Annotated in this window: 17 protein-coding genes; 9 read left to right on the top strand and 8 right to left on the bottom strand. The window is 63.8% G+C overall.

The annotated features are described in order from the left end of the window. Positions 1–48: 48 nt before the first annotated feature. Together SFA35_RS21295 and SFA35_RS21290 are read right to left on the bottom strand one after the other, a co-directional pair. Entirely contained in the window at positions 49–1,521 is a 1,473-nt protein-coding gene (locus SFA35_RS21295; protein WP_320572482.1) for an inorganic phosphate transporter, read from the bottom strand. A 265-nt stretch (positions 1,522–1,786) separates the two neighbouring features. Further along, positions 1,787–1,981 (bottom strand): hypothetical protein, encoded by a 195-nt coding sequence (locus SFA35_RS21290; protein WP_320572481.1) that lies wholly within the window; start codon positions 1,979–1,981, stop codon positions 1,787–1,789. 730 nt (positions 1,982–2,711) lie between these two features. On the opposite strand from SFA35_RS21290, the gene pcaR reads away from it, so the two are divergent. The 7 genes from pcaR to pcaC all read left to right on the top strand — a co-directional run bounded on the left by pcaR (position 2,712) and on the right by pcaC (position 10,470). Continuing rightward, positions 2,712–3,554 carry a pca regulon transcriptional regulator PcaR gene (pcaR, locus tag SFA35_RS21285; RefSeq protein WP_320572480.1) on the top strand — a complete coding sequence of 281 codons (843 nt, stop codon included), beginning with the start codon at positions 2,712–2,714 and terminating at the stop codon, positions 3,552–3,554. A gap of 140 nt (positions 3,555–3,694) precedes the next feature. Further along, a complete protein-coding gene (locus SFA35_RS21280) occupies positions 3,695–5,041 on the top strand; it encodes an MFS transporter (protein WP_320572479.1) in 1,347 nt (448 codons plus the stop codon). A gap of 168 nt (positions 5,042–5,209) precedes the next feature. Beyond that, positions 5,210–6,415 (top strand): 3-oxoadipyl-CoA thiolase, encoded by a 1,206-nt coding sequence (gene pcaF, locus SFA35_RS21275; protein ID WP_320572478.1) that lies wholly within the window; start codon positions 5,210–5,212, stop codon positions 6,413–6,415. Between the two features lie 140 nt (positions 6,416–6,555). After that, positions 6,556–7,845 carry an MFS family transporter gene (locus SFA35_RS21270; protein WP_320572477.1) on the top strand — a complete coding sequence of 430 codons (1,290 nt, stop codon included), beginning with the start codon at positions 6,556–6,558 and terminating at the stop codon, positions 7,843–7,845. Positions 7,846–7,894: 49 nt separating this feature from the next. Then, a complete protein-coding gene (locus SFA35_RS21265; RefSeq protein WP_320572476.1) occupies positions 7,895–9,259 on the top strand; it encodes a 3-carboxy-cis,cis-muconate cycloisomerase in 1,365 nt (454 codons plus the stop codon). Between the two features lie 11 nt (positions 9,260–9,270). Continuing rightward, positions 9,271–10,059 (top strand): 3-oxoadipate enol-lactonase, encoded by a 789-nt coding sequence (gene pcaD / locus SFA35_RS21260; RefSeq protein WP_320572475.1) that lies wholly within the window; start codon positions 9,271–9,273, stop codon positions 10,057–10,059. A gap of 18 nt (positions 10,060–10,077) precedes the next feature. Then, on the top strand, positions 10,078–10,470 hold the full coding sequence (gene pcaC / locus SFA35_RS21255) for a 4-carboxymuconolactone decarboxylase (protein ID WP_320572474.1): 393 nt from the start codon (positions 10,078–10,080) through the stop codon (positions 10,468–10,470). A 63-nt stretch (positions 10,471–10,533) separates the two neighbouring features. Here the strand turns inward: pcaC and SFA35_RS21250 are convergent, their stop codons facing one another. The 4 genes from SFA35_RS21250 to SFA35_RS21235 all read right to left on the bottom strand — a co-directional run bounded on the left by SFA35_RS21250 (position 10,534) and on the right by SFA35_RS21235 (position 17,929). Further along, positions 10,534–11,859 carry an OprD family porin gene (locus SFA35_RS21250; protein ID WP_320572473.1) on the bottom strand — a complete coding sequence of 442 codons (1,326 nt, stop codon included), beginning with the start codon at positions 11,857–11,859 and terminating at the stop codon, positions 10,534–10,536. 299 nt (positions 11,860–12,158) lie between these two features. Next, positions 12,159–13,613: an AdeC/AdeK/OprM family multidrug efflux complex outer membrane factor gene (gene adeC / locus SFA35_RS21245; RefSeq protein WP_320572472.1), complete on the bottom strand. Its 1,455-nt coding sequence runs from the start codon at positions 13,611–13,613 to the stop codon at positions 12,159–12,161. Continuing rightward, positions 13,610–16,774: an efflux RND transporter permease subunit gene (locus SFA35_RS21240; RefSeq protein ID WP_320572471.1), complete on the bottom strand. Its 3,165-nt coding sequence runs from the start codon at positions 16,772–16,774 to the stop codon at positions 13,610–13,612. Before SFA35_RS21240 ends, adeC begins: the two co-directional genes overlap by 4 nt. 3 nt (positions 16,775–16,777) lie before the next feature. Further along, entirely contained in the window at positions 16,778–17,929 is a 1,152-nt protein-coding gene (locus SFA35_RS21235; RefSeq protein WP_320572470.1) for an efflux RND transporter periplasmic adaptor subunit, read from the bottom strand. 200 nt (positions 17,930–18,129) lie between these two features. Between SFA35_RS21235 and SFA35_RS21230 the strand changes: the two genes are divergently transcribed. Further along, positions 18,130–18,762 carry a TetR family transcriptional regulator gene (locus SFA35_RS21230; protein WP_320572469.1) on the top strand — a complete coding sequence of 211 codons (633 nt, stop codon included), beginning with the start codon at positions 18,130–18,132 and terminating at the stop codon, positions 18,760–18,762. A 223-nt stretch (positions 18,763–18,985) separates the two neighbouring features. On the opposite strand, the gene SFA35_RS21225 is transcribed toward SFA35_RS21230, so the two are convergent. Both SFA35_RS21225 and pobA read right to left on the bottom strand, forming a co-directional pair. Next, a complete protein-coding gene (locus tag SFA35_RS21225) occupies positions 18,986–20,473 on the bottom strand; it encodes an MDR family MFS transporter (RefSeq protein ID WP_320572468.1) in 1,488 nt (495 codons plus the stop codon). A 134-nt stretch (positions 20,474–20,607) separates the two neighbouring features. Continuing rightward, the gene (pobA, locus tag SFA35_RS21220; protein WP_320572467.1) at positions 20,608–21,792 is read right to left on the bottom strand and encodes a 4-hydroxybenzoate 3-monooxygenase; all 1,185 of its coding nucleotides are present in this window, start codon (positions 21,790–21,792) and stop codon (positions 20,608–20,610) included. A 146-nt stretch (positions 21,793–21,938) separates the two neighbouring features. Between pobA and SFA35_RS21215 the strand changes: the two genes are divergently transcribed. Next, positions 21,939–22,829, top strand: a complete 891-nt coding sequence (locus SFA35_RS21215) for a helix-turn-helix domain-containing protein (RefSeq protein WP_320572466.1) — start codon at positions 21,939–21,941, stop codon at positions 22,827–22,829. Position 22,830 lies beyond the last annotated feature (1 nt).

Here is a 22,830-nt window from a genome sequence, read left to right as displayed (position 1 = left end):
AGCCCTTTCCCACCCGCGCCATTCAAATCAGGATCGAACTGGGCTTGATCAACCCAGCGCCTTGCTGGCCAACCAGAACAGCCCGGCGGCCAGGCCCATCGAGGCCGGCAGGGTCAGCACCCATGCCAGCATGATGTTGCGCACCGTGCCCCCTTGCAGGCCGCTGCGGTTGGCGACCATGGTCCCGGCCACCCCCGACGAGAGGATGTGAGTGGTGGATACCGGCAAGGCGAAGACGTTGGCCAGGGCGATGGAGCCGGCGGTCACGATCTGCGCCGACATGCCCTGGGCATAGGTCATGCCCTGTTTGCCGATTTTCTCGCCGATGGTCAGGACCACGCGCTTCCAGCCGACCATGGTGCCCAGGCCGAGGGCCAGGGCGACCGCCAGGATCACCCAGAACGGGGCGTATTCGGTGGTGACGGTGAGGTCCTTGCGCAGCTTGTCGAGGTCCGATTTCTCACGGGCGCCGAGCTCGGGCAGCTTGCCGACCTTGCGCGCAGTGTCGTCCAGGCACAGCAGGTAGCGACGCACTTCGATGCGTTTTTCCGGGGCGATCGAATGGTAGTCGGCCACGCCCTCGAGGGTGCGTTGCAGGGCGGCGATGGTCGGCTCGGTCTGCTGCGGGTTGCAGCTGGACTGCGCCGGCAGGTCGCCCGGCTGCGACTTGCCCAGGGCCAGGAAGTCGCCGAGGGTGGCGCTGTTGCGCTGATAGAACTGGCTCAGGTGCAGGGTCGCGTCGCGGGTGCGTTCGATCTGGTAGGTAGTGGTCGACAGGTCGAGCACGAACTGGCTCGGCACGATGCCGATCAGCACCAGCATGATCAGGCCGATGCCTTTCTGGCCATCGTTGGAGCCGTGCACGAAGCTCACGGCCATGGCCGAGATGACCAGCACCAGGCGGTTCCAGAAGGGCGGATGCTTTTTATCGTCGAGCTTTTTGCGCTGCTCGGGGGTCTTGTGCATCTTCGACAGCGGCCGCCAGCGCTTGAACGCCAGCAACAGCAGCGCTGCCGCAAGGAAGCCCACCACCGGGGAAAACACCAGCGAGGAGCCAATGTCGATCGCCTTCTGCCAATTGACCCCGTCGGCCAGGGGGATGCCGTTGAGCAGGGCGTTGGCCATGCCCACGCCAAGGATCGAGCCGATCAGCGTGTGCGAGCTGGAAGCCGGAATGCCGAAGTACCAGGTGCCGAGGTTCCAGGTGATGGCGGCGGCCAGCAACGAGAAGACCATCGCCAGGCCGTGACCGGTGTTGACGTTGATCAACAGCTCGACCGGCAACAGGTGAACGATGGCATAGGCCACCCCCACGCCACCGAGCAGCACGCCGAGGAAATTGAACAGCCCGGAAAAGAACACCGCCAGCTGCGGTGGCATCGCCTTGGTATAAATGACAGTGGCGACCGCGTTGGCCGTGTCATGAAAGCCGTTGATGAACTCGAAGGCGAGCACGAAGGCCAGGGCCAGGCACAGGCTGACAATTACCCATGGGTCCAGTCCGCTGAATAAATCGATCATGAAGGTTTTCTGACCCGGTCATAAGGGGGCGCGATTATGCCAGAAAACCCTGTGCGTCGAAGCCTCGGCGGCGCTCGGGTTACACTTTTGCAACAGTAGTATGACGAGTGGCACCCGGCGCTCGACCCAATCGGTGAGCGGTTCACAGCGCAGAATCGGGGACGCAGACGGGTTTGCACGACGATTGCCATGGCCGGAAACAATTCAAACGGGCGTATGAAAATAGTCGGGAAGCGGGGCCTGGTGCCTGACCGGTGATGCTCGCTCAGTCGGCGTGAAGTTCTTTTTCCATACGTTGCAGTTCTTGCTGGAATGCCTGGTCCTGCACCGTGGCACGCTTGCGCCAGGCTTTGCGTTCCGGTTCGGGTTGGGCCGCATAGGTGGTCACTTCACCGCCATATACTTCTTTGAATTTTTGTTCCTGGCGCTCAAGTTCGGCGCGTAATTCATCTTTAGTCACATTAATTACCTTGATCAAATAGTTTCAATGGCCATATCGAAATGCTTGAAGCGAATACGCAGGGTCATTGTCGTTACACAGGGTCGATACGGGATCAATAACAGGGATGATCCAACGCCAGCCGCAAGGGTAACGGGGGCGGTGCAGACCTGCATCGAGTCGGGCGAGGGCTGCCGAGCACCTGCGCGGTTCGAGCCGATGCCGGGTGGGGCTGGCTCGAGTAATTACCGGCGTGGCCTATCATGCTTCAAGGATTGCTCGAAGTGAACGCTCGAATCATAGCAAACTGTGGCAACAGCGCTCCAGCGCCAGTTGCAATTTGCAAAAACAGTAACAGACAGGTTGCGCCATGCACTATTAAGAGTGCGAACGCTTGCACAAGTTTCATCATTGCCTGTTCGATGTGCCAGGCGATGTGCCAACTGGCCGGGAAACAAAACGGCCTCGCCACAAAAGCCAAGGCCGTGCCCCAGGCTTCTCTGGTGGGTACCTGACCAGTATCTCCAAGAAGCCACACAGTGGCGCGGTAAAATGTATAAGCATGTGCGGCATCGGTCAATTGCGATTATCGGCCAATGGTTCGATAATCGCCCAGAGCCCGCCGCGCTTCGTTGCTTTTTGCCTGCCCGGCCGCTAGCTTCGCCCCCTGAAGCGCCACCCATGGACTGCCGCAGCGTCGTCCAGCGGGGGCCGTGACTATTCACCTGGCCAGACCTTGCAAGGATCAGGAATGAACGATCAATTGCGCAATTCATTCACGTCGCTGGCACCGCCCATCGTCGCCTCCCCGGCCAAGCGCATCCAGGCGCTGACCGGTGATCCGGACTTCATGACCTCGCTGGCCCGTGGGCTGGCGGTGATCCATGCCTTTCAGGAGCGCAAGCGGCACCTGACCATCGCGCAGATCAGCCATCGCACGGAGATCCCCCGCGCCGCCGTGCGCCGTTGCCTGCATACGCTGATCAAGCTCGGCTACGCCACCACCGATGGGCGCACCTATTCCTTGCTGCCCAAGGTGCTGACCCTCGGCCATGCCTACCTGTCGTCGACGCCGCTGGCGGTCTCATCGCAGCCCTACCTGGACCGCATGAGCGAGCAGCTGCACGAGGCCTGCAACATGGCCACTCTGGAAGGCGACGACATTCTTTATATCGCCCGCTCGGCCACCACCCAGCGACTGATCTCGGTCGACCTGTCGGTGGGCGGGCGCCTGCCGGCCTATTGCACATCCATGGGCCGCATTCTGCTGGCCGCGCTGGATGACGCTTCGCTGGCCGAGTACCTGGAACGGGTCGAGCTGCAGCCGCGCACCAGCCGCACCATCGTCAGCAAGGATGACCTGCTGGTGTGTCTGCACAAGGTCCGCGAGCAGGGCTGGTGCATCGTCGACCAGGAGCTCGAACAGGGCCTGCGGTCGATCGCCGTGCCGGTCTACGACGCCTCCGGGCAGGTGCTGGCCGCGTTGAATGTCAGCACCCATGCCGGGCGGGTCAGTGCCGCCGATCTGCAGCAGCGAGTGCTGCCGATCATGCTCGGCGCCAGCCGCGACCTGAGTACTCAGCTATTCTCTTGAATGGACCCCGCTGAACCTGTTCGATAAACGCCCACTCATGCGTTTATCGAATTGACGCTGCTCGACACCGATCATTACTGTCCTCGCACTGTCCGGGCCCTGCATCGGATGCCAATAAAAACAAATGCGAGCATGCCAACATGAACCGTCCCGAAATTGCCGTCGGCAATAGTTTGGATGTGCAGTCCTTCATCAATTCCCAACCGCTCTCGACCTACCAGTGGCGGGTGGTGATCCTGTGTTTCCTGATTGTCTTCCTCGACGGCCTCGACACCGCCGCCATGGGCTTCATCGCCCCGGCGTTGTCTCAGGACTGGGGTATCGACCGCGCCAGCCTGGGGCCGGTGATGAGCGCCGCGCTGATCGGCATGGTCTTTGGTGCGTTGGGCTCGGGCCCGCTGGCCGACCGCTTCGGGCGCAAGGTGGTGCTGGTCTGTGCCGTGCTGGTGTTCGGCGTGTTCAGCCTGGCTTCGGCCTACAGCACTGGAGTCGATCAACTGCTGGTGCTGCGCCTGCTGACCGGGTTGGGGCTCGGCGCAGGCATGCCCAACGCCACCACGCTGCTGTCGGAATACACCCCGGAGCGTTTTCGCTCGCTGCTGGTGACCACCATGTTCTGCGGCTTCAACCTGGGCATGGCCGGCGGTGGTTTCATCTCCGCCAAGTTGATCCCGGCCTACGGCTGGCACTCGTTGCTGCTGCTCGGTGGCGTGCTGCCGCTGGTGCTGGGCCTGGTGCTGCTGGTGTGGCTGCCGGAGTCGGCGCGCTACCTGGTGGTGCGTAACCGCGGCGTAGAGCGGGTGCGCAAGGCGCTGGCGCCGATCGCCCCGGCGGTGGTCGCCCAGGCCGGCAGCTTCAGCGTGCCGGAACAGAAAACGGTCAAGGCCAGCAACGTCCTGGCGGTGATTTTCTCCGGCACCTACAAGACCGGCACGCTGCTGCTGTGGCTGACCTACTTCATGGGCCTGGTGATCGTCTATCTGCTCACCAGCTGGCTGCCGACGCTGATGCGCGACAGCGGCGCGACCATGGAACAGGCCGCCTTCATCGGTGCCCTGTTCCAGTTCGGCGGGGTGCTCAGCGCGGTGGGGGTGGGCTGGGCGATGGACAACTTCAACCCGCACAAGGTGATCGGCTGCTTCTACCTGATGGCCGGGCTGTTCGCCTATGCGGTCGGCCAAAGCCTGGGCCACATGGCGCTGCTGGCGACCCTGGTGCTGGTGGCAGGGATGTGCGTCAACGGCGCGCAATCGGCCATGCCCTCCCTGGCGGCGCGTTTCTACCCGACCCAGGGCCGCGCCACCGGCGTATCGTGGATGCTGGGCATCGGCCGCTTCGGCGCCATCCTCGGCGCCTGGATGGGGGCAACCCTGCTGGGCCTGGGCTGGAATTTCGAGCAGGTGTTGACCGCACTGGTGATTCCGGCGGCATTGGCCACCACCGCAGTCGTGGTCAAAGGCTTCGTCAGCCACGCCGACGCCACCTGATGGCCTGAATCGTCGGTTCGATTATCGAACAGTTAGTCGATTATCGGATTGTGACAGGCTTGGGCTAGGCTTAACCTGTTGCCACTTTCAGCCAGCCGGGTGCATCCATGGACCTGGCTTGCCGGCCCGGCGGGCCCGCCTCGCCGGCCCCCTCGTCTTTGGAGAAGCGTGATGCGTGAAGTCTTTATCTGCGACGCCATTCGTACCCCCATCGGCCGCTTCGGTGGCGGCCTGTCCAGCGTGCGCGCCGATGACCTGGCGGCCGCGCCGATCAAGGCGCTGATCGAACGCAACCCGTCGGTCGACTGGAGCCAGGTCGATGAAGTGTTTCTGGGCTGTGCCAACCAGGCCGGTGAAGACAACCGCAACGTCGCACGCATGGCGGCGCTGCTCGCCGGCCTGCCCGAGAGCATTCCCGGGGTCACCCTCAACCGCCTCTGCGCCTCGGGTATGGATGCCGTCGGCACCGCCTTTCGCGCCATCGCCAGCGGCGAGATGGAGCTGGCCATTGCCGGCGGCGTCGAGTCGATGTCCCGCGCGCCGTTCGTCATGGGCAAGGCCGACAGTGCCTACTCGCGCAACATGAAACTGGAAGACACCACCATCGGCTGGCGCTTCGTCAACCCGCTGATGAAGGCCCAGTACGGCGTCGACTCGATGCCGCAGACCGGTGACAACGTCGCCGATGACTTCAAGGTGTCGCGCGCCGACCAGGACGCCTTCGCCCTGCGCAGCCAGCAGCGCACCGCCGCCGCCCAGGCTGCCGGTTATTTTGCCGAGGAAATCGTCCCGGTACGCATCGCCCACAAGAAGGGCGAGACCGTGGTCGAGCACGACGAGCATCCGCGTGCCGACACCACGCTGGAGGCCCTGGCCAAGCTCAAGCCGGTCAACGGCGCCGACAAGACCGTCACCGCCGGCAACGCCTCGGGGGTCAACGATGGCGCGGCCGCGCTGATTCTGGCGTCGGCCGAAGCGGTGAAAAAACACGGGCTGACCGCCCGCGCCCGGGTGCTGGGCATGGCCAGTGGTGGCGTGGCCCCGCGGGTCATGGGCATCGGCCCGGTGCCTGCGGTGCGCAAACTGGTCGAGCGGCTGGGGCTGGCGGTGACCGATTTCGATGTCATCGAACTCAACGAAGCCTTCGCCAGCCAGGGTCTGGCGGTGATGCGCGAGCTGGGCCTGGCCGACGATGCGCCGCAGGTCAACCCCAACGGCGGCGCCATCGCCCTGGGCCACCCGCTGGGCATGAGCGGTGCGCGGCTGGTGCTGACAGCGGTGCATCAGCTGGAGAAAAGCGGCGGCAAGAAGGGCTTGGCGACCATGTGTGTAGGGGTAGGGCAGGGGCTGGCGCTGGCGATCGAGCGGGTTTGATCCGTTTCGGCAGGGCTCGGCGTCGACCCTGTCCCTGCCGCACCGGGCTTGCAGGCATCGACGACTTGCAGTCCAGGGTTATTACAGGGTATGTCTGAGTAGTGGCAAACCTGTCCGGCCCTAACGAGAACTCAATAACTATGACAACAGCTCATTACACCGGCGAAGAGCGGCGCAAGCGCATCTTCGCGATTGTCGGCGCCTCATCGGGGAACCTGGTGGAGTGGTTCGACTTTTATGTCTATGCCTTCTGCGCCATCTATTTCGCCCCGGCCTTTTTCCCCTCCGACGACCCCACCGTGCAGTTGGTCAACACCGCCGGGGTCTTCGCCGCGGGCTTTCTGATGCGGCCGATCGGTGGCTGGCTGTTCGGCCGGGTGGCCGACAAGCACGGGCGCAAGAACTCCATGTTGATCTCGGTGCTGATGATGTGTTTCGGCTCGCTGGTCATCGCCTTCCTGCCCACCTACGCCAGCATCGGCGTGGGCGCGCCGATCATTCTGCTGCTGGCGCGGCTGTTCCAGGGCCTTTCGGTGGGCGGCGAGTACGGCGCCACGGCAACCTACATGAGCGAGGTGGCCCTGCGCGGCCAGCGCGGTTTCTTCGCGTCCTTCCAGTACGTGACGCTGATTGGCGGGCAACTGCTGGCGGTGCTGACCGTGGTTATCCTGCAGCAGTTTCTCGACGAAGCCGAACTCAAGGCCTGGGGCTGGCGCATTCCGTTCGTGGTAGGCGCCATCGCCGCCCTGATCTCCCTGCTGCTGCGCCGGACGCTGAAAGAAACCACCACCGCCGAGCAGCGCGCGGACAAGGAGGCCGGCAGCATCGTCGCCCTGTTCAAGCACCACACCCCGGCCTTCCTCACCGTGCTGGGCTACACCGCCGGCGGTTCGCTGATTTTCTACACCTTCACCACCTACATGCAGAAGTACCTGGTGAACACCGCCGGCATGCACGCCAAGACCGCCAGCCTGATCATGACCGGCGCGTTGTTTCTGTACATGTGCATGCAGCCTCTGTTCGGCATGCTCGCCGACCGCATCGGCCGGCGCACTTCGATGCTCTGGTTCGGCGCCCTGGGTGCGCTGTGCACCTTGCCGATCCTGATGCTGCTCAAGACCATCACCAGCCCGTTCCTGGCCTTCGTGCTGATCACCTTCGCCCTGGCGATCGTCAGCTTCTATACCTCGATCAGCGGTCTGGTCAAAGCCGAGATGTTCCCCCCGCAGGTGCGCGCGCTCGGTGTCGGCCTGGCCTACGCGGTGGCCAACGCGATCTTCGGCGGCACGGCGGAGGTGGTGGCCCTGAGCTTGAAAACCGGTGGCAATGAAAACGCCTTCTACTGGTACGTGACGGTGATGATGGTGATTGCCTTCCTGTTCAGCCTGCGCCTGCCCAAGCAGCCCAAGTACCTGCATCACGATCTTTGATCCACCCAGGCCACGCCGGGCGACCGGCGCGGCCCCTTGAGGAGTGACCATGAGCGAACGCCCGAACAACCAATTGTTCGATGCCTATTTCACCTCGCGGGACATGCGCGAGATCTTCTCCGACCGCGGGCGCGTCCAGGGCATGCTCGATTTCGAAGCGGGCCTGGCCCGTGCCGAAGCGCGGGTCGGGGTCATCCCCAAGGAAGCCGTGGGCCCCATTGAAAGTGCCTGCGACGCCTGGCAATACGATTTCGAACAGCTCGGCGAAGCCATTGCCAGCGCAGGCAACTCGGCGATTCCGCTGGTGAAGATGCTCGGCAGGCAGATCGCTGCCAGCGACGCTGGCGCCGAGCGTCATGTGCATCTGGGCGCGACCAGTCAGGATGTGATGGACACTGGCCTGGTGCTGCAACTGCGCGACGCCCTGGACCTTATCGAAGGCGACCTGGCGGCACTGGCCAACGCGCTGGCCGAGCAGGCGGAAAAATATGCGGCTACGCCATTGGCAGGGCGCACCTGGCTGCAACATGCCACCCCTGTAACTCTGGGCATGAAGATCGCCGGCTGGCTGGGCGCGCTGAACCGCAGCCGCGAGCGCCTGCGCGAGCTCAAGCCGCGTCTGCTGGTGCTGCAGTTTGGCGGCGCGTCGGGGACCCTGGCGGCACTGGGCGACAAGGCCCTGGCCGTGGCCGAAGCGCTGGCCGAAGAGCTCGAACTGGCGCTGCCTGAACAGCCTTGGCACACCCAGCGCGATCGCCTGGTGGAGTTCGCCAGCGTGCTGGGTCTGGTCGCCGGCTCCCTCGGCAAGCTGGGCCGCGACATCAGCCTGTTGATGCAGACCGAGGCGGCCGAGGTGTTCGAGCCTTCGGCGCCGGGCAAGGGCGGTTCCTCGACCATGCCGCACAAGCGCAATCCGGTGGGCGCGGCGGTGTTGATCGGTGCGGCCACCCGCGTGCCCGGACTGCTGTCGACCTTGTTCGCGGCCATGCCCCAGGAGCACGAACGCAGCCTGGGCCTGTGGCACGCCGAATGGGAAACCCTGCCGGAGATCTGCTGCCTGGTCTCCGGGGCCTTGCAGCAGGCGCTGTTGATCGCCCGCGGCATGGAAGTGGACAGCGCGCGCATGCTGCGCAACCTCGACCTGACCCAGGGCCTGGTGCTGGCCGAGGCGGTCAGCATCGTGTTGTCCCAGCGCCTGGGCCGCGATGCCGCGCATCATCTGCTCGAACAATGCTGCAAGCGCGCCGTGGCCGAAGGCCGGCATCTGCGCGCAGTGCTCGGCGACGAGCCCAAGGTCACTGCCGAACTGTCCAGCGCCGAGCTTGATCGCCTGCTGGACCCGGCCCATTACCTGGGCCAGGCCCAGGTCTGGGTCCAGCGCGCGCTGGCCGAACATTCACGCTTGAGCGTCTAAGGAGACTGCCCGTGGCACATGTAACCCTCGCCGATGGCGAGCTGAACTACAGACTGGACGGAACGGCCGGCAAGCCGGTGCTGGTGCTGTCCAATTCGCTGGGCACCAACCTGCACATGTGGGACACCCAGGTCGCTGCCTTCACCGAACACTTCCAGCTGCTGCGCTACGACACCCGTGGTCACGGCGCTTCGCTGGTCACCGAAGGCCCTTACAGCATCGAACAGCTGGGCCACGATGTGCTGGCGCTGCTTGACGCGCTGAACCTTGAGCGCGTGCACTTCTGCGGGCTGTCCATGGGCGGGCTGATCGGCCAGTGGCTGGGTATCAACGCCGGTGCACGCCTGCACCGGCTGGTGGTGTGCAACACTGCAGCCAAGATCGCCGGGCCGGATGTCTGGAACCCGCGCATCGAGACCGTGCTGCGCGACGGCCAGGCCGCCATGGTCGCCCTGCGCGATGCCTCGATCGCCCGCTGGTTCACCCCTGGCTACGCCGCCGCCAACCCCGACCAGGCCAAGCGCATCACCGACATGCTCGCAGCGACCTCGCCGCAGGGCTATGCCGCCAACTGCGCCGCCGTGCGCGATGCCGACTTGCGTGAGCAGCTGGGTGCCATTCAGGTGCCGACCCTGGTCATCGCCGGCAGCGAAGACGCAGTGACGCCACCGGCCGGCGGCCACTTCATCGAAGAGCGCGTCAAGGGCGCGCAATACGCCGAGTTCCATGCCGCGCATCTTTCCAATGTCGAAGTCGGCGAGCCGTTCAGCCGCCGCGTGATCGACTTCCTGACCGCCTGATTGCAAAGGGAGCAACCCGTGGACGAGAAACAACGCTACGACGAAGGGATGCAGGTGCGCCGCGCGGTATTGGGCGAGGCCCATGTCGACCGCAGCCTGCAGAACCTCACCGAGTTCAACTCGGAGTTTCAGGAGATGATCACCCGCCACGCCTGGGGTGATATCTGGACCCGCCCGGGCCTGCCGCGTCATACCCGCAGCCTGATCACCATCGCCATGCTGATCGGCATGAACCGCGCCGAGGAGCTCAAGCTGCACCTGCGTGCCGCCGCCAACAACGGTGTGACCCGTGAGCAGATCAAGGAGGTGCTGATGCAGAGCGCGATCTATTGCGGCATCCCGGCGGCCAACGCGACGTTCCACCTGGCCGAGTCGGTCTGGGATGAGCTGGGGGTGGAGTCGCGCGGCTGAGTGTCGTGTTGCCAGCAGACAAAAAAAAGCCCGCTTTCGCGGGCTTTTTCATGACCTGGGCAATTACAGAATCGAGATCGGGTACTGAATGATCAAACGGTTCTCGTCGAAGCTGCTGTTGGTCGGGGTAGCCGTGCCGTAGTTGCGACGCAAGGTCGAGTTGCGCCAGCGCACGCTCAGGCTCTTGAAGGTCCCGCTCTGGAACACGTAGGCCACTTCGGTCTCGCGGCCACGGTCCTCGCCGTCGGTTTCGGTACCGAAATGCACGTTGGTACCTTCGATGAAGCGGTTCATCAGGGTCAGGCCAGGTACACCCAGGCCGGCGAAGTCGTAGTCGTGGCGGATCTGCCAGGACTTCTCACCCTTGAGCTCATAGCTCCAGCCGTAGCTGTCGTTGGCCAGGGTGCCGCCGCTGGTGCCGCTGATACGCTGCCAGTTGGCATCACCCATGACCTTCTGCAGGCCGATGAAGAAGGTGTTGAAGCCGTACTTGAGCGAGAACAGGCCGGACATGGTGCGGTTGTCCTGGTCGCCGGCCAGCGCGCTGCCGTCGCTGTCGCCGACGAAGTAGCCGAGGTTGGCGCCGGCGGTCAGGCCGTCGACGATCGGCTGCGAGTGCAGGATCTGGAAATATTTCTGGTGATAGACGTCGGTCAGCTGGTCGTACCAGGCGCCTACCAAGGTGTGCTTGTTGTTGAAGGTGTACTCGACGCCGGCGAAGTTGAAGTCGTCGCCATAGACGGTAGGGCTGCCGTGCACCACCTTGTCGGCGTTGTTCAGCGACATGCGCTCCATGCTGGCATCGTTACGCTGGCTGTTGGCCTGGATCTGGCCGGCATACAGCGTGGTGTTTTCGATGTCCTTGGAGGTGATCTGGCCACCTTTCATGGTCTGCGGCAGGGAACGACCGTCATCGATGCGCAGGATTGGCAGCACCGGGGCCCACTCACCGATCTTCAGCTCGGTCTTGGAGATCTTCACCTTGCCGGCCACGCCCAGGCGACCAAAGTTGTCGGCCGGTTGGTTGCCGTCGTGCACGGGCAACAGCTGGGTGCCGTAGGTGCCGCCACCGCCGTCGAGCTTCTGTGCGAACAGGCCCAGTACGTCGACGCCAAAGCCGACGGTACCCTGGGTGAAGCCCGATTTCGCATCGAGGATGAACGCCTGAGTCCACTCGGCCGCCTGGCCGCGGGTGGCGTTCTGCGTCGCCGGGGTGCCGCCGTAGCGCAGGTAGTTGCGGTTAAAGTAAAAGTTACGCAGGTTCAGGTTGACCTTGGCGTCCTGCAGGAATCCGCCGCTGCTTGCGTCGTCGGCAAAAGCGGGCAGAGCGCTGCTGGTGACAGCCAGGGCGATGAGAGTCGGCAACAGACGGGGGGCTTGTTTGAGCATGTGGCGAACCTTTGTTATTGGTTTTATTGGCAAAATCGAACTCTAGCTGGCTTCAATGCTAACGCTGGGTCGTTTCGAGGCGATCTTGCGTGCTCGCCTCGGGTGTTTCAATTCGTCGCACCCTATAGTGGGCGATCAGCGAACACTAACCAGTTCGTTAGTTTCATCTAAACACATTTTTTTACAATTCCAAGCCCCAGTGTGAAGGTTTTTTTAGTCTAAGTCATCAGTCGTCAGTCAACATTTCTCTGCGCGAAAAAAAACCCACGCAAGGTGGGTTTTTTCGTCCAGCGGCCCGGCTACCAGGTCGAAGGGGTCACGCCTTGAGCCACCTGGGCCTGCCCGGTGCGCTCGTACCAGCCGCCACCCAGGGCCTTGTACAGATTGACCTCGGCCTGCAGTTGCGCGAGGCGGTCGGTGATCAGCGACTGCTGCGCGGCGAACAGCGAGCGCTGGGCGTCGAGGAAGGTCAGGTTGCTGTCGATACCGATGCGGTAGCGACGCTCGGCCAGGCGGTAGTAATCCTGGTTGGCCTGCACGTTGTCGCGTTGCGCCTGCAGCTGGTCGACATAGGTCTTGCGTGCGGTCAGGCCATCGGAGACTTCCTGGAAGGCGGTCTGGATGGCTTTCTCGTAGTTGGCAACGTTGATGTCTTTCTGGATCTTCGAGTAGTCGAGGCTGGCCTTCAGACTGCCACCGGTGAAGATCGGCAGGGTGATGGTCGGCTCGAACAGCCAGGTGCCCTGGCCTCCCTTGAACAGGTCGCCCAGGCTGGAACTGCCGGCACCGCCGGTGGCGGTCAGGCTGATGCGCGGGAAAAACGCCGCGCGGGCGGCGCCGATGTTGGCGTTGGCCGCCTTGAGGTTGTGTTCGGCCTCGAGGATGTCCGGGCGCCGGGTCAGCAGGTCCGAAGGAATGCCGGCCGGCACCTCGGCGAGCATGTCGTCGTCCAGGTGCATCGGTTGCGGCAGGTTGTTGGGGATCGGCGCACCGACCAGCACCACCAGGTTGTTGAAGTCCTGGGCGACCGCACGGGTGTAGCGTGCCAGGCTGATCTTCGCGGTTTCGACCTGGGTGCGCGCCTGCGCCAGGTCCAGCGCCGTCGACACGCCGACATCGGTGCTGCGCGAGGTCAGGCGCAAGCTTTCTTCGTACGCCTTGAGGGTGTCCTGGGTCAGCTTGAGCAGTTGCTGGTCGGCCTGCCAGGTCAGGTAGGCATTGGCCACGCTGGCCACCAGGCTGATCTGTGTCGAGCGGCGCGCCTCTTCGCTGGAGAAGTAGACCTCCAGTGCCTGCTGGCTGAGGCTGCGGATGCGCCCGAACAGGTCCAGCTCGTAGGCGCTGAAACCGGCATTGACCGAGTACGAGCTGCTGATGCCGGCCTGGCCTGAGCTGGACAGGTCCGCCGGGACCCGTTGGCGCACGCCGTCACCCTGTACGCCGACCGAAGGGAACAGGTCGGCGCGCTGGATGCGGAACTGCGCCTGGTAGGCCTGCACGTTCAGCGCGGCGACGCGCAGGTCGCGGTTGTTCTGCAGCGAGTTCTGGATCAGCTGCTGCAGGATCGGGTCGCGGAAGAACTGGCGCCAGCCTTGTTCGGCGGCGGCCACATCGGCCGCCTGGGCCGGCGAATACGCCGGGCCTTGCGGGTACTGCGCCGCCACGGGCGCGGCGGGCTGCTGGTAATCGGGAATCAGCGAGCAGCCGCCGAGCACGATGGCAGAGACCGCAAGGGTCAACAGTGACTTGCTCATTGGCCAGCCTCATCGTGTGAAATGTGAGCTTGTTTCGAATCTTCGTCTTTGTTCTTGCCTTTGAACCACGACGACACCGCCACGAAGAACATCGGCACCCAGAAGATTGCCAGGGTGGTAGCCGTGAGCATACCGCCGATCACGCCGGTACCGATGGCGTGCTGGCTGCCCGAGCCGGCGCCGCTGGAGATCGCCAGCGGAACCACACCGAGGACGAAGGCCATGGAGGTCATGACGATCGGGCGCAGACGCATCCGGCAGGCTTCCACCGCCGACTCGATGATGCCCTTGCCCTGTTCGTGCAACTCCTTGGCGAACTCGACGATGAGGATGGCGTTCTTCGCCGCCAGACCCACCGTCACCAGCAGGCCGACCTGGAAGAACACGTCGTTGGACAGGCCGCGGAACATGCTGGCCGCCAGTGCACCGACAACCCCCAATGGCACCACGAGGATGACCGCGATCGGGATCGACCAGCTTTCATACAGCGCTGCCAGGCAGAGGAACACCATCAGGATCGAGATCGAGTACAACGCCGGGGTCTGCGAGCCCGACAGGCGCTCTTCGTACGACAGGCCGGTAAACGAGTAGCCGATGCCCGCTGGCAGTTTCTTGGCCAGCGCCTCGACTTCGGCCATGGCCTGGCCGGTACTGTAGCCCGGCGCCGGGGTACCGAGGATTTCCACTGCCGCCACGCCGTTGTAGCGCTCCAGCTTGGGTGAGCCGTAGATCCACTTGCCGGTGGCAAAGGCGGAGAATGGCACCATGGTTCCCGAGGAGTTGCGCACGTACCACTTGTTCAGGTCTTCAGGGGTCATGCGCGCGCTGGCGATGCCTTGCACGAAGACCTTCTTGACCCGGCCGCGGTCGATGAAGTCGTTGACGTAGGCGCTACCCAGGGCAGTGGTGATGGTGGTGTTGATGTCGGCGATCGACAGGCCCAGGGCCCGCGTGCGTTCGTCATCGAGCACCAGCTGGTACTGAGGCTCGTCACCCAGGCCGTTGGGACGTACGCCGGCCAGGATCTTGCTCTGGGCGGCCATGCCAAGGAATTGGTTGCGCGCTTCCATCAGTTTTTCGTGGCCGACGCCACCCTGGTCCTGCAGGAAGAAGTCGAAACCGGTGGCGTTACCCAGTTCCAGTACCGAAGGCGGGACCACGGCGAACATCATCGAGTCGCGGAAGCTGAAGAACTTCTGCTGCGCGCGCTTGGCCACCTCGAACACGCTCATGCTCGAGTCGCGGTCGCCCCAGGGCTTGAGCAACACGAACGCCAGGCCCGAGCTCTGGCCACGACCGGCGAAGTTGAAGCCGTTGACGCTGAACACCGAGCCTACCGCCTTGCCTTCGCCCTTGTCGGCGTCGAGCAGGTATTCGCGCATCAGGTCCAGTTGCTGCTGGGTCCGCTCGGCGGTGGAGCCGGGCGGCGTCTGCACCTGGGCGAAGATCACGCCCTGGTCTTCGTCAGGCAGGAACGCGGTCGGAATGCTGGTGAACATCCACACCATCAGGGCAACGATGCCGATGTACACCAGAAAGGCCGGGATGCGATGGGTGACGATGCCGCGCACGCCGCCTTCGTAGTGGTTCACACCACTGTCGAACATGCGGTTGAACCAGCCGAAGAAGCCTTTCTTCGGTTGGCCGTGCTTGTCGGCCTCGATCGGCTTGAGCATGGTCGCGCACAGCGCCGGGGTGAACACCAGGGCCACGAACACCGACAGGGCCATGGCCGAGACGATGGTGATGGAGAACTGGCGGTAGATCACACCGGTGGAACCGCTGAAGAACGCCATGGGCAGCAGTACCGCCGAAAGCACCATGGCGATACCGACCAGGGCCCCCTGGATCTGCCCCATGGATTTGCGCGTCGCCTCCTTGGGCGACATGTGCTCCTCGGCCATCACCCGTTCGACGTTCTCCACCACGACGATGGCGTCGTCCACCAATAGACCGATGGCCAGAATCATGCCGAACATGGTCAGGGTGTTGATGGTGAAGCCGGCGGCAGCGAGGATACCGAAGGTACCCAGCAGTACCACAGGCACGGTCATGGTGGTGATGATGGTTGCCCGCAGGTTCTGCAGGAACAGGTACATCACCAGGAACACCAGCACGATGGCTTCGATCAGGGTCTCGACCACGCCGTGGATGGATTCCTTGACCACCGGGGTGGTGTCATACGGGTACACCACCTTCATGCCGGCCGGGAAGAACGGCTCCAGGGTGGAAACAGTGGCGCGAATCGCCTTGGCGGTGTCCAGCGCGTTGGCGCCGGGAGCCAGCTTGATCGCCATACCCGAGGCCGGCTTGCCGTTGTACTGGGCGTCGACCGCGTAGGTCTGGCCGCCCAGGGCGACGTCGGCGACGTCCTTGATGCGCACCTGCGAGCCGTCCGGGTTGACCTTGAGCAGGATGTTCTTGAACTGCTCGGCGGTCTGCAGACGGGTCTTGCCGATGATCGTGGCGTTGAGCTGCTGGCCTTTGACGGCCGGCAAGCCGCCGACCTGGCCGGATGACACCTGCACGTTCTGCGCGGTGATGGCCTCGGTCACATCGCCCGGGTTGAGCTGGTAGTTGTTCAGCTTGGCCGGGTCGAGCCAGATGCGCATGGCGTACTGCGCACCGAACACCTGGAAGTCACCCACGCCGCTGGTGCGCGAGATCGGGTCCTGGATGTTGGAAACGATGTAGTTGGAGAGGTCGTCCTTGGTGAAGGTGCCGTCTTCGGACACCAGGCCGATCACCAGCAGGAAGTTCTTCACCGCCTTGGTGACGCGGATACCCTGTTGCTGCACTTCCTGGGGCAACAGCGGGGTCGCCAGGTTGAGCTTGTTCTGCACCTGAACCTGGGCGATGTCCGGGTTGGTGCCCTGGTTGAAGGTGGCGGTGATGACCATGGTGCCGTCCGAGTCACTCTCGGATTGCACATAGCGCAGGTTGTCGATGCCGTTGAGTTGCTGCTCGATCACCTGTACCACGGTGTCCTGCACGGTCTGCGCCGAGGCACCTGGGTAGGTGACCTGGATGGCGATGGCCGGAGGCGCGATCGAGGGGTACTGGTTGATCGGTAGGTTTAAGATCGAGATCGCCCCGACCAGCATGATCACCAGCGCGATCACCCAGGCAAAGATGGGACGGTCGATAAAGAATTTCGACATGGTTTACTTCCCTTGGCCGCTCGCGTTGGCTGCGGCGGGCGCTGCATCGGCTTTCTGGACATTGGTGGCTTCGGTCGGGTTGACCTGGGCACCTGGCTTGACGTACTGCAGCCCTTCGGTGATCACGCGGTCACCTTCGTTGAGGCCCGAGTCCACCAGCCAATCGTTGCCGGCGGTGCGACTGGCGGTCAGCGAGCGCTGCTCGACCTTGTTGTCCTTGTTGACGATGAGTGCGGTCGGCTGCCCCTTGATGTCATGGGTCACGCCTTGTTGCGGCACCAGGATGGCCTTGGCAGCGACACCGGTTTGCAGCTTGGCGTGCACGAACATGCCGGGCAGCAGCTGGTGGTCGGGGTTGGCGAACTTGGCGCGCAGGGTCACGGAGCCTGTGGTCGGGTCGACCGAGACTTCCTGGAACTCCAGGGTGCCTTCCTGGCCGTAGGCGCTGCCGTCTTCCAGGGTCAGCTTGATCTTGGCGGCGTTGTCGCCGGCCTTCTGCAACTGCCCGCTGGCCAGAGCGCTGCGCAGCTTGAGCAGATCGGCCGAGGACTGGGTCACGTCGACGTAGATCGGGTCGAGCTGGGTGATGGTGGCCATGGCGGTGGTCTGCGCATCGCTGACCAGGGCACCCTCGGTGACCGCAGAGCGGCCGATACGACCCGAGATCGGCGCCAGTACCTTGGTGTAGCGCACGTTGATCTGCGCGTTGCGCAGGGTGGACTCGGCCTGCAGCTGGGTGGAGCGGGCGTTGTCGTATTCCTGGCGGCTGACCGCCTGCTCGCTGATCAACTGCTTGTAGCGATCGGCCAGCGACTTGGCCGAAGCCAGGTTGGCTTCGGCGCTGGCCTGGGTGGCCTCGTAGGTCGCCGGGTCGATCTGGTACAGCTGCTGGCCGGCCTTGACGTCGGCACCTTCGGTGAACAGACGCTTGAGAATGATGCCGTTGACCTGTGGCCGCACTTCGGCGACGCGGAACGCGGTGGTGCGCCCCGGCAGCTCGGTGGTGAGGGTATAGGACTGCGGATGCAGGGTAACCACGCCGACCTGAGGAGGCGGCGGCGCAGGGGCCGCAGCTTCTTCCTTCTTACAGCCACTGAGCAAGGTTGCCAGGGCGACGGCGGATACCAGAGCGGTAACAGCTGGCTTGAATTGCATGAAGATCCTCGGGTCAGGAGCGGGGGGATGCTCAAGAATAGTGGAAAGGCAGAAAAATTGATTCGACTAGATAAGTAGCTTACTAACGAATATACTTACATTCACGGTTGTTTGTAAATACCCGTCTTGGATTGCTCCACTGGGGTTCTGCGGTGCTTGCCACCGGGCCGGCGCGAAGATTTTGAAAGAGGTTGACTGCCATGGTTCGACGTACCAAAGAGGAAGCTCTGGAAACGCGCAGCCAGATACTCGAGGCCGCCGAAAAGGCCTTTTACGAGCGCGGCGTGGCGCGTACCACGCTGGCTGACATTGCCACGCTGGCCGGAGTGACCCGGGGCGCCATCTATTGGCACTTCAACAACAAGGCGGCGGTGGTGCAGGCGATGCTCGACAGCCTGACCGAGCCGCTGGAAGAACTGGCCCGCGCCAGCGAGGATGAGGACGAGCTGGACCCTTTGGGCTGCCTGCACAAGCTTCTCGTGCATTTGTTTCAGCAGATTGCTCGCGACCCGAAAGTTCGCCGAATCAATGAAATCCTGTTTCATAAATGCGAGTTCACCGATGAAATGTGTGATCTGCGCCGCCAACGCCATACGGCTGCCGTCGAATGCAACGTGCGTATCGAACTGTCCCTGAGCAATGCCATGCGCCGCGAACAACTGCCGGCCAACCTCGACCCGCACCGCAGTGCGATCGCCTTGCACGCCTATATCGATGGGGTGATTGGTCAATGGTTGTTGATCCCCGAGACCCATGACCTCTACAGCGAAGCCGAGGTGTGGGTGAATGCCGGGCTGGACATGCTGCGCTTGAGCCCTGCGCTGCGCAAATAATGGCTGTAACAGACTATTTCAAATGCCGTCAATGGCGATTTGTCCGGTAAAGCTGGCTCGCCGATATTATCCCCAGTTAATCGTTTTTTGTAGTTAGCGGGCTAACTATTTCATCTGGGTGCGCTGAATGGTCGCGGGTATGAGAAGGGCTCGGCCCCCAGCGGGCGCCGGGCCGGTTTGACCTCGAAAGATCGTGGCTGCGCCCGCTCCCAGGCTTGCCTCGTCATTTCACCTGTGCCTCCGGCTCCCGCCCGCGCAGCAGATGGTTGGGCAGTGCGATCGCTACCCCCAGCCCCAGCAGCGAGATGGCGGCGCTGACCAGCAACAAGTGCCGAAAGGTCAGCTCCAGCTCGCCGCGCAGGTGCGCCTGCGCAGCGCCCGCAGCATTCAGGCTGGAGAGCAGGGCGTTGCCCTCGATGTTGCCCGCCGCCAGGTTCAGCCCGTGCAGCATGGCCAGCAGCGCGGCCGACAGGCTGGCAACCCCCACCGCGCCGCCCAGCGAGCGGAACAGCGCCAGGGTACTGGTGGCCACGCCGATGTCGCGCGGTTGCACCGAGTTCTGCGCGCCCACCAGCGAGGTTGGAAATTGCAGGCCGCAGGCAATCCCGGTCATGACCATGAACAGCGCACTGAGCCAGGCGTTGTCGGGGGCGGTGAACGCGGTGCCGGTAATGGCCAGGGGCAGGATGATCGCGCCGGTAAGGATGATCGGCTTGTAGCGCCCGCTTTTGGAGGTGTGGCGCCCGCCGATGAAGGCGCCGATCGGCATGCCCAGGGCCAGGGGCAGCAGATGCAGGGCGGCCGCGTCGGCACCGGCGCCGGTGACGGTCTGAAAGCGCAGGGGCATGATCACGCTCAGGCCGATGCTCTGGAAGGCGGTGAAGAACACCGTGGCCCAGCACAGCACGGCGGCCGAAACGGTGAACAGCTTCATCGGCAGCAGGGGTTCGCGAAAACGCCGCTCGTGCCAGACGAACACCAGCAGGGCCAGCACCGCCAGGGCCAGCAGCGCGTAGACCGGCGGGTCGCTCGGCGCATGGCCCAGGCCCAGCTCGGTGATGCTCATCAACAGGCTGCTCAGGCCGACGATCATCAGCAGCGTGCCGAGGTAGTCGATGACCGGCGTGCGATTGGGGATCGCCAGCCCGAGCAGCTTGCTGCGGATATAGTTGCATGCGAACAGCCCCAGCGGCAGGTTGATCCAGAACACCCAGCGCCAGGAGACGAACTCGGTCATGTAGCCGCCCAGCACCGGCCCGAGCACGCTGGCCAGGGCGTACATGCCGCTGAAGTAGCCCTGGTAGCGCCCGCGTTCGCGCGGCGGCACGATGTCGCCGATGATCGCCTGGCTGACCGAGACCATGCCCCCGGCACCGATGCCCTGGATGATTCGCGCCAGTACCAGCTGCTCCATGCTCTGCGACAGCCCGCAGAACAGCGAGGCGAGGGTGAACAGGCTGGTGCCGAACAGGATCATCCGTCGCCGGCCATACAGGTCGCCGAGCTTGCCATAGATGGGCGTGGCCACGGTCATTGCCACCATGTAGCCGGAGATCACCCAGGCCAGCAGTTCGACGTCATGAAACTGTGCGGAGATGGCCGGCAGGGAGACGGCGACGATGGTCTGGTCGAGCGCCCCGAGGAAGATCGCCAGCATCAGGGCGACCAGGACGCTGCGAATCGCCGGGGCGGGCTGGTTGAGATTGGTCACGGGCAGGCGGCCTTGGCTGGACAAGCGCCTGCGACATCGCGTCGCAGGCCGGATGCCGGCCAGTTTACTCGATAGCTAGCTATGTTTCTATTTGTTGCCCGGCTATTTGTGCCGGGCCTTCAGTTCACAATGCGCTACTGGACCTTTTCGTAGGGCAGGCCCACGTAGTTTTCGGCAATGGTCTGGCGGCCAGCCTGGGAGTCGACGAAGTAGTCCAGCTCGGTCTGCTGAATGCGCTGGCTGAAGGGGTCGGCATCCGGGAAGCGGTGCAGCATCGAGGTCATCCACCAGGAAAAGCGTTCGGCCTTCCATACCCGCCGCAGGCAGATCGGCGAGTACTGCTCCAGCAGGTCGGTGCGGCCTTCGCGGTAAACCTTGAGCAGGATGTCGAACAGCGTGCTGACATCGCTGGCTGCCAGGTTCAAACCCTTGGCGCCGGTGGGCGGAACGATGTGCGCCGCGTCACCCACCAGGAACATGCGCCCGTACTGCATAGGCTCGACCACGAAGCTGCGCAGTGGCGCGATGCTTTTCTCGATCGACGGGCCGGTGACCATGCGTTCGGCCAGATCCGCCGGCAGGCGCGACTTGAGCTCGTCCCAGAAGCGCTGGTCGGACCAGTTCTCGACCTTCTCGTCGGCATCGACCTGGACGTAATAGCGGGTGCGGGTGGCCGAGCGCATGCTGCACAGGGCAAAGCCGCGTTCGTGGCTGGCGTACACCAGCTCCTCGTTGACCGGCGGAGTGTCGGCGAGGATGCCCAGCCAGCCGAAGGGGTAGACCCGCTCGAAGGTTTGCAACACCTCGGCGGGGATGGCCTGGCGGGCAATGCCGTGGAAGCCGTCGCAGCCGGCGATGTAGTCGCAATCGAGGCGCTGGAGCTCACCATCTTTCTCATAGGTCAGCCACGGCGCGTCGCTCTTCATGCCCTGGGGCTCAACGTTCGCCGCGCCATAGACGGTCAGTGCACCTGCGGCCTCGCGCGCCTGCATCAGGTCGCGGGTGACTTCGGTCTGACCGTAGATCATCACCGTCTTGCCGCCGGTCAGGCCGTGCAGGTCGATGTGCACACGGCGGCCGCGCACGGCCAGTTCGACGCCGGTGTGGACCAAGCCTTCGCGGTCCATGCGCTGGTGCACGCCGGCCTTGCGCAGCAGCTCGACCATACCTTGTTCGAGCACGCCGGCACGGATGCGGCCGAGCACGTAGTCCGGGGTCTGGCGTTCGAGAATGACGTTGGAGATGCCGGCGTTGTGCAGCAGCTGGCCGAGCAGGAGGCCGGACGGACCGGCGCCGATGATGGCGACTTGAGTCTTCATTATTATTGTCTCTGGTGGATCTTATGATTGGGATTGCTGGCATTTTTCGCTTGATTGCCGGCTTAATGAAGGCCATTTCAGCGTTTTAACCGGTACTTTTCACCAATCGGTGCGGTAATCGCACCGGCTCGCACGGGAGACCTGTCGTGCCCCATTCGCCTGCCACCACCATTCCGGTGTTCAAGCTCTACGGCGAAGCCCAGCGCTGGGCGACCCCGGACCTGCTGCACTGCGAGACCATTTCCAAGCGCAGCCGTCTGCACCATTGGCAGATCCAGCCGCATCAGCACGCCGACCTCTATCAGTTGCTGTACGTGCATCGCGGCCAGGCGCGCATCGACATCGAGGGCCAGCAGCAGCTGATCTCCCGGCCCACCGTGCAGGTGGTGCCGCCGCTGTGCGTGCACGGGTTCAACTTCTCTGCCGACATCGACGGCTATGTGCTGACCCTGGCGGCGCCCCTGGTGCATCAGTTGCAGGCGCAGATGGGGCCGGCCATGGCGGTGTTCGCGCGCCCGGCCAGTTACCCTGTAGGCAGCGAGCGCGCCTACATCCACCGCCTGTTCGGCGCCGTGTTGCGCGAATACCAGAACGAGGAACCGGCGCGCGACGTACTTCTGCATTCGCTGGTGGGCGCGGCCCTGGTGTGGGTCGGTCGACAGGTGCTCAGGCATCGGGCCGCGGGCCAGGTGACCGGTCGGGCGCAGGCCTGGATGGGCCGCTTCATGACCCGGGTGGAGGAGGATTTTCGTCGCCACCTGACCATCGAGGAGTTGGCTCACGGGGTGGGCATCTCGGTGGCCCATTTGAACAGCATCTGCCGGGAACTGGCCGGGCTTTCGGCGTTGCAGATCGTTCATCAGCGCCTGCTGCTGGAGGCCAAGCGCGGGTTGATCTACACCAACCTGTCGGTCAGCCAGTTGGCCGACAGCCTGGGGTTTGCCGATGCGGCGTATTTCGCCCGGTTCTTCCGCCGCCTGACCGGTTTCTCGCCCAAGGCGTTTCGCCAGGCCGGCGGCAGCGCGGAAGCCAACTAGT

The sequence above is a fragment of the Pseudomonas sp. HR96 genome (genome assembly GCF_034059295.1).
Taxonomy (GTDB): domain Bacteria; phylum Pseudomonadota; class Gammaproteobacteria; order Pseudomonadales; family Pseudomonadaceae; genus Aquipseudomonas.
This window is presented reverse-complemented; position numbering and strand designations above follow the sequence as displayed.

Coding starts and splice junctions, on each gene's coding strand:
- SFA35_RS21230 (WP_320572469.1), top strand. CDS start 18,130: ATGGTTCGACGTACCAAAGAGGAAGCTCTGGAAACGCGCAGCCAGATA.
- adeC (WP_320572472.1), bottom strand. CDS start 13,613: ATGAGCAAGTCACTGTTGACCCTTGCGGTCTCTGCCATCGTGCTCGGC.
- pobA (WP_320572467.1), bottom strand. CDS start 21,792: ATGAAGACTCAAGTCGCCATCATCGGCGCCGGTCCGTCCGGCCTCCTG.
- SFA35_RS21265 (WP_320572476.1), top strand. CDS start 7,895: ATGAGCGAACGCCCGAACAACCAATTGTTCGATGCCTATTTCACCTCG.
- SFA35_RS21270 (WP_320572477.1), top strand. CDS start 6,556: ATGACAACAGCTCATTACACCGGCGAAGAGCGGCGCAAGCGCATCTTC.
- SFA35_RS21240 (WP_320572471.1), bottom strand. CDS start 16,774: ATGTCGAAATTCTTTATCGACCGTCCCATCTTTGCCTGGGTGATCGCG.
- SFA35_RS21280 (WP_320572479.1), top strand. CDS start 3,695: ATGAACCGTCCCGAAATTGCCGTCGGCAATAGTTTGGATGTGCAGTCC.
- SFA35_RS21295 (WP_320572482.1), bottom strand. CDS start 1,521: ATGATCGATTTATTCAGCGGACTGGACCCATGGGTAATTGTCAGCCTG.
- SFA35_RS21250 (WP_320572473.1), bottom strand. CDS start 11,859: ATGCTCAAACAAGCCCCCCGTCTGTTGCCGACTCTCATCGCCCTGGCT.
- pcaR (WP_320572480.1), top strand. CDS start 2,712: ATGAACGATCAATTGCGCAATTCATTCACGTCGCTGGCACCGCCCATC.
- SFA35_RS21235 (WP_320572470.1), bottom strand. CDS start 17,929: ATGCAATTCAAGCCAGCTGTTACCGCTCTGGTATCCGCCGTCGCCCTG.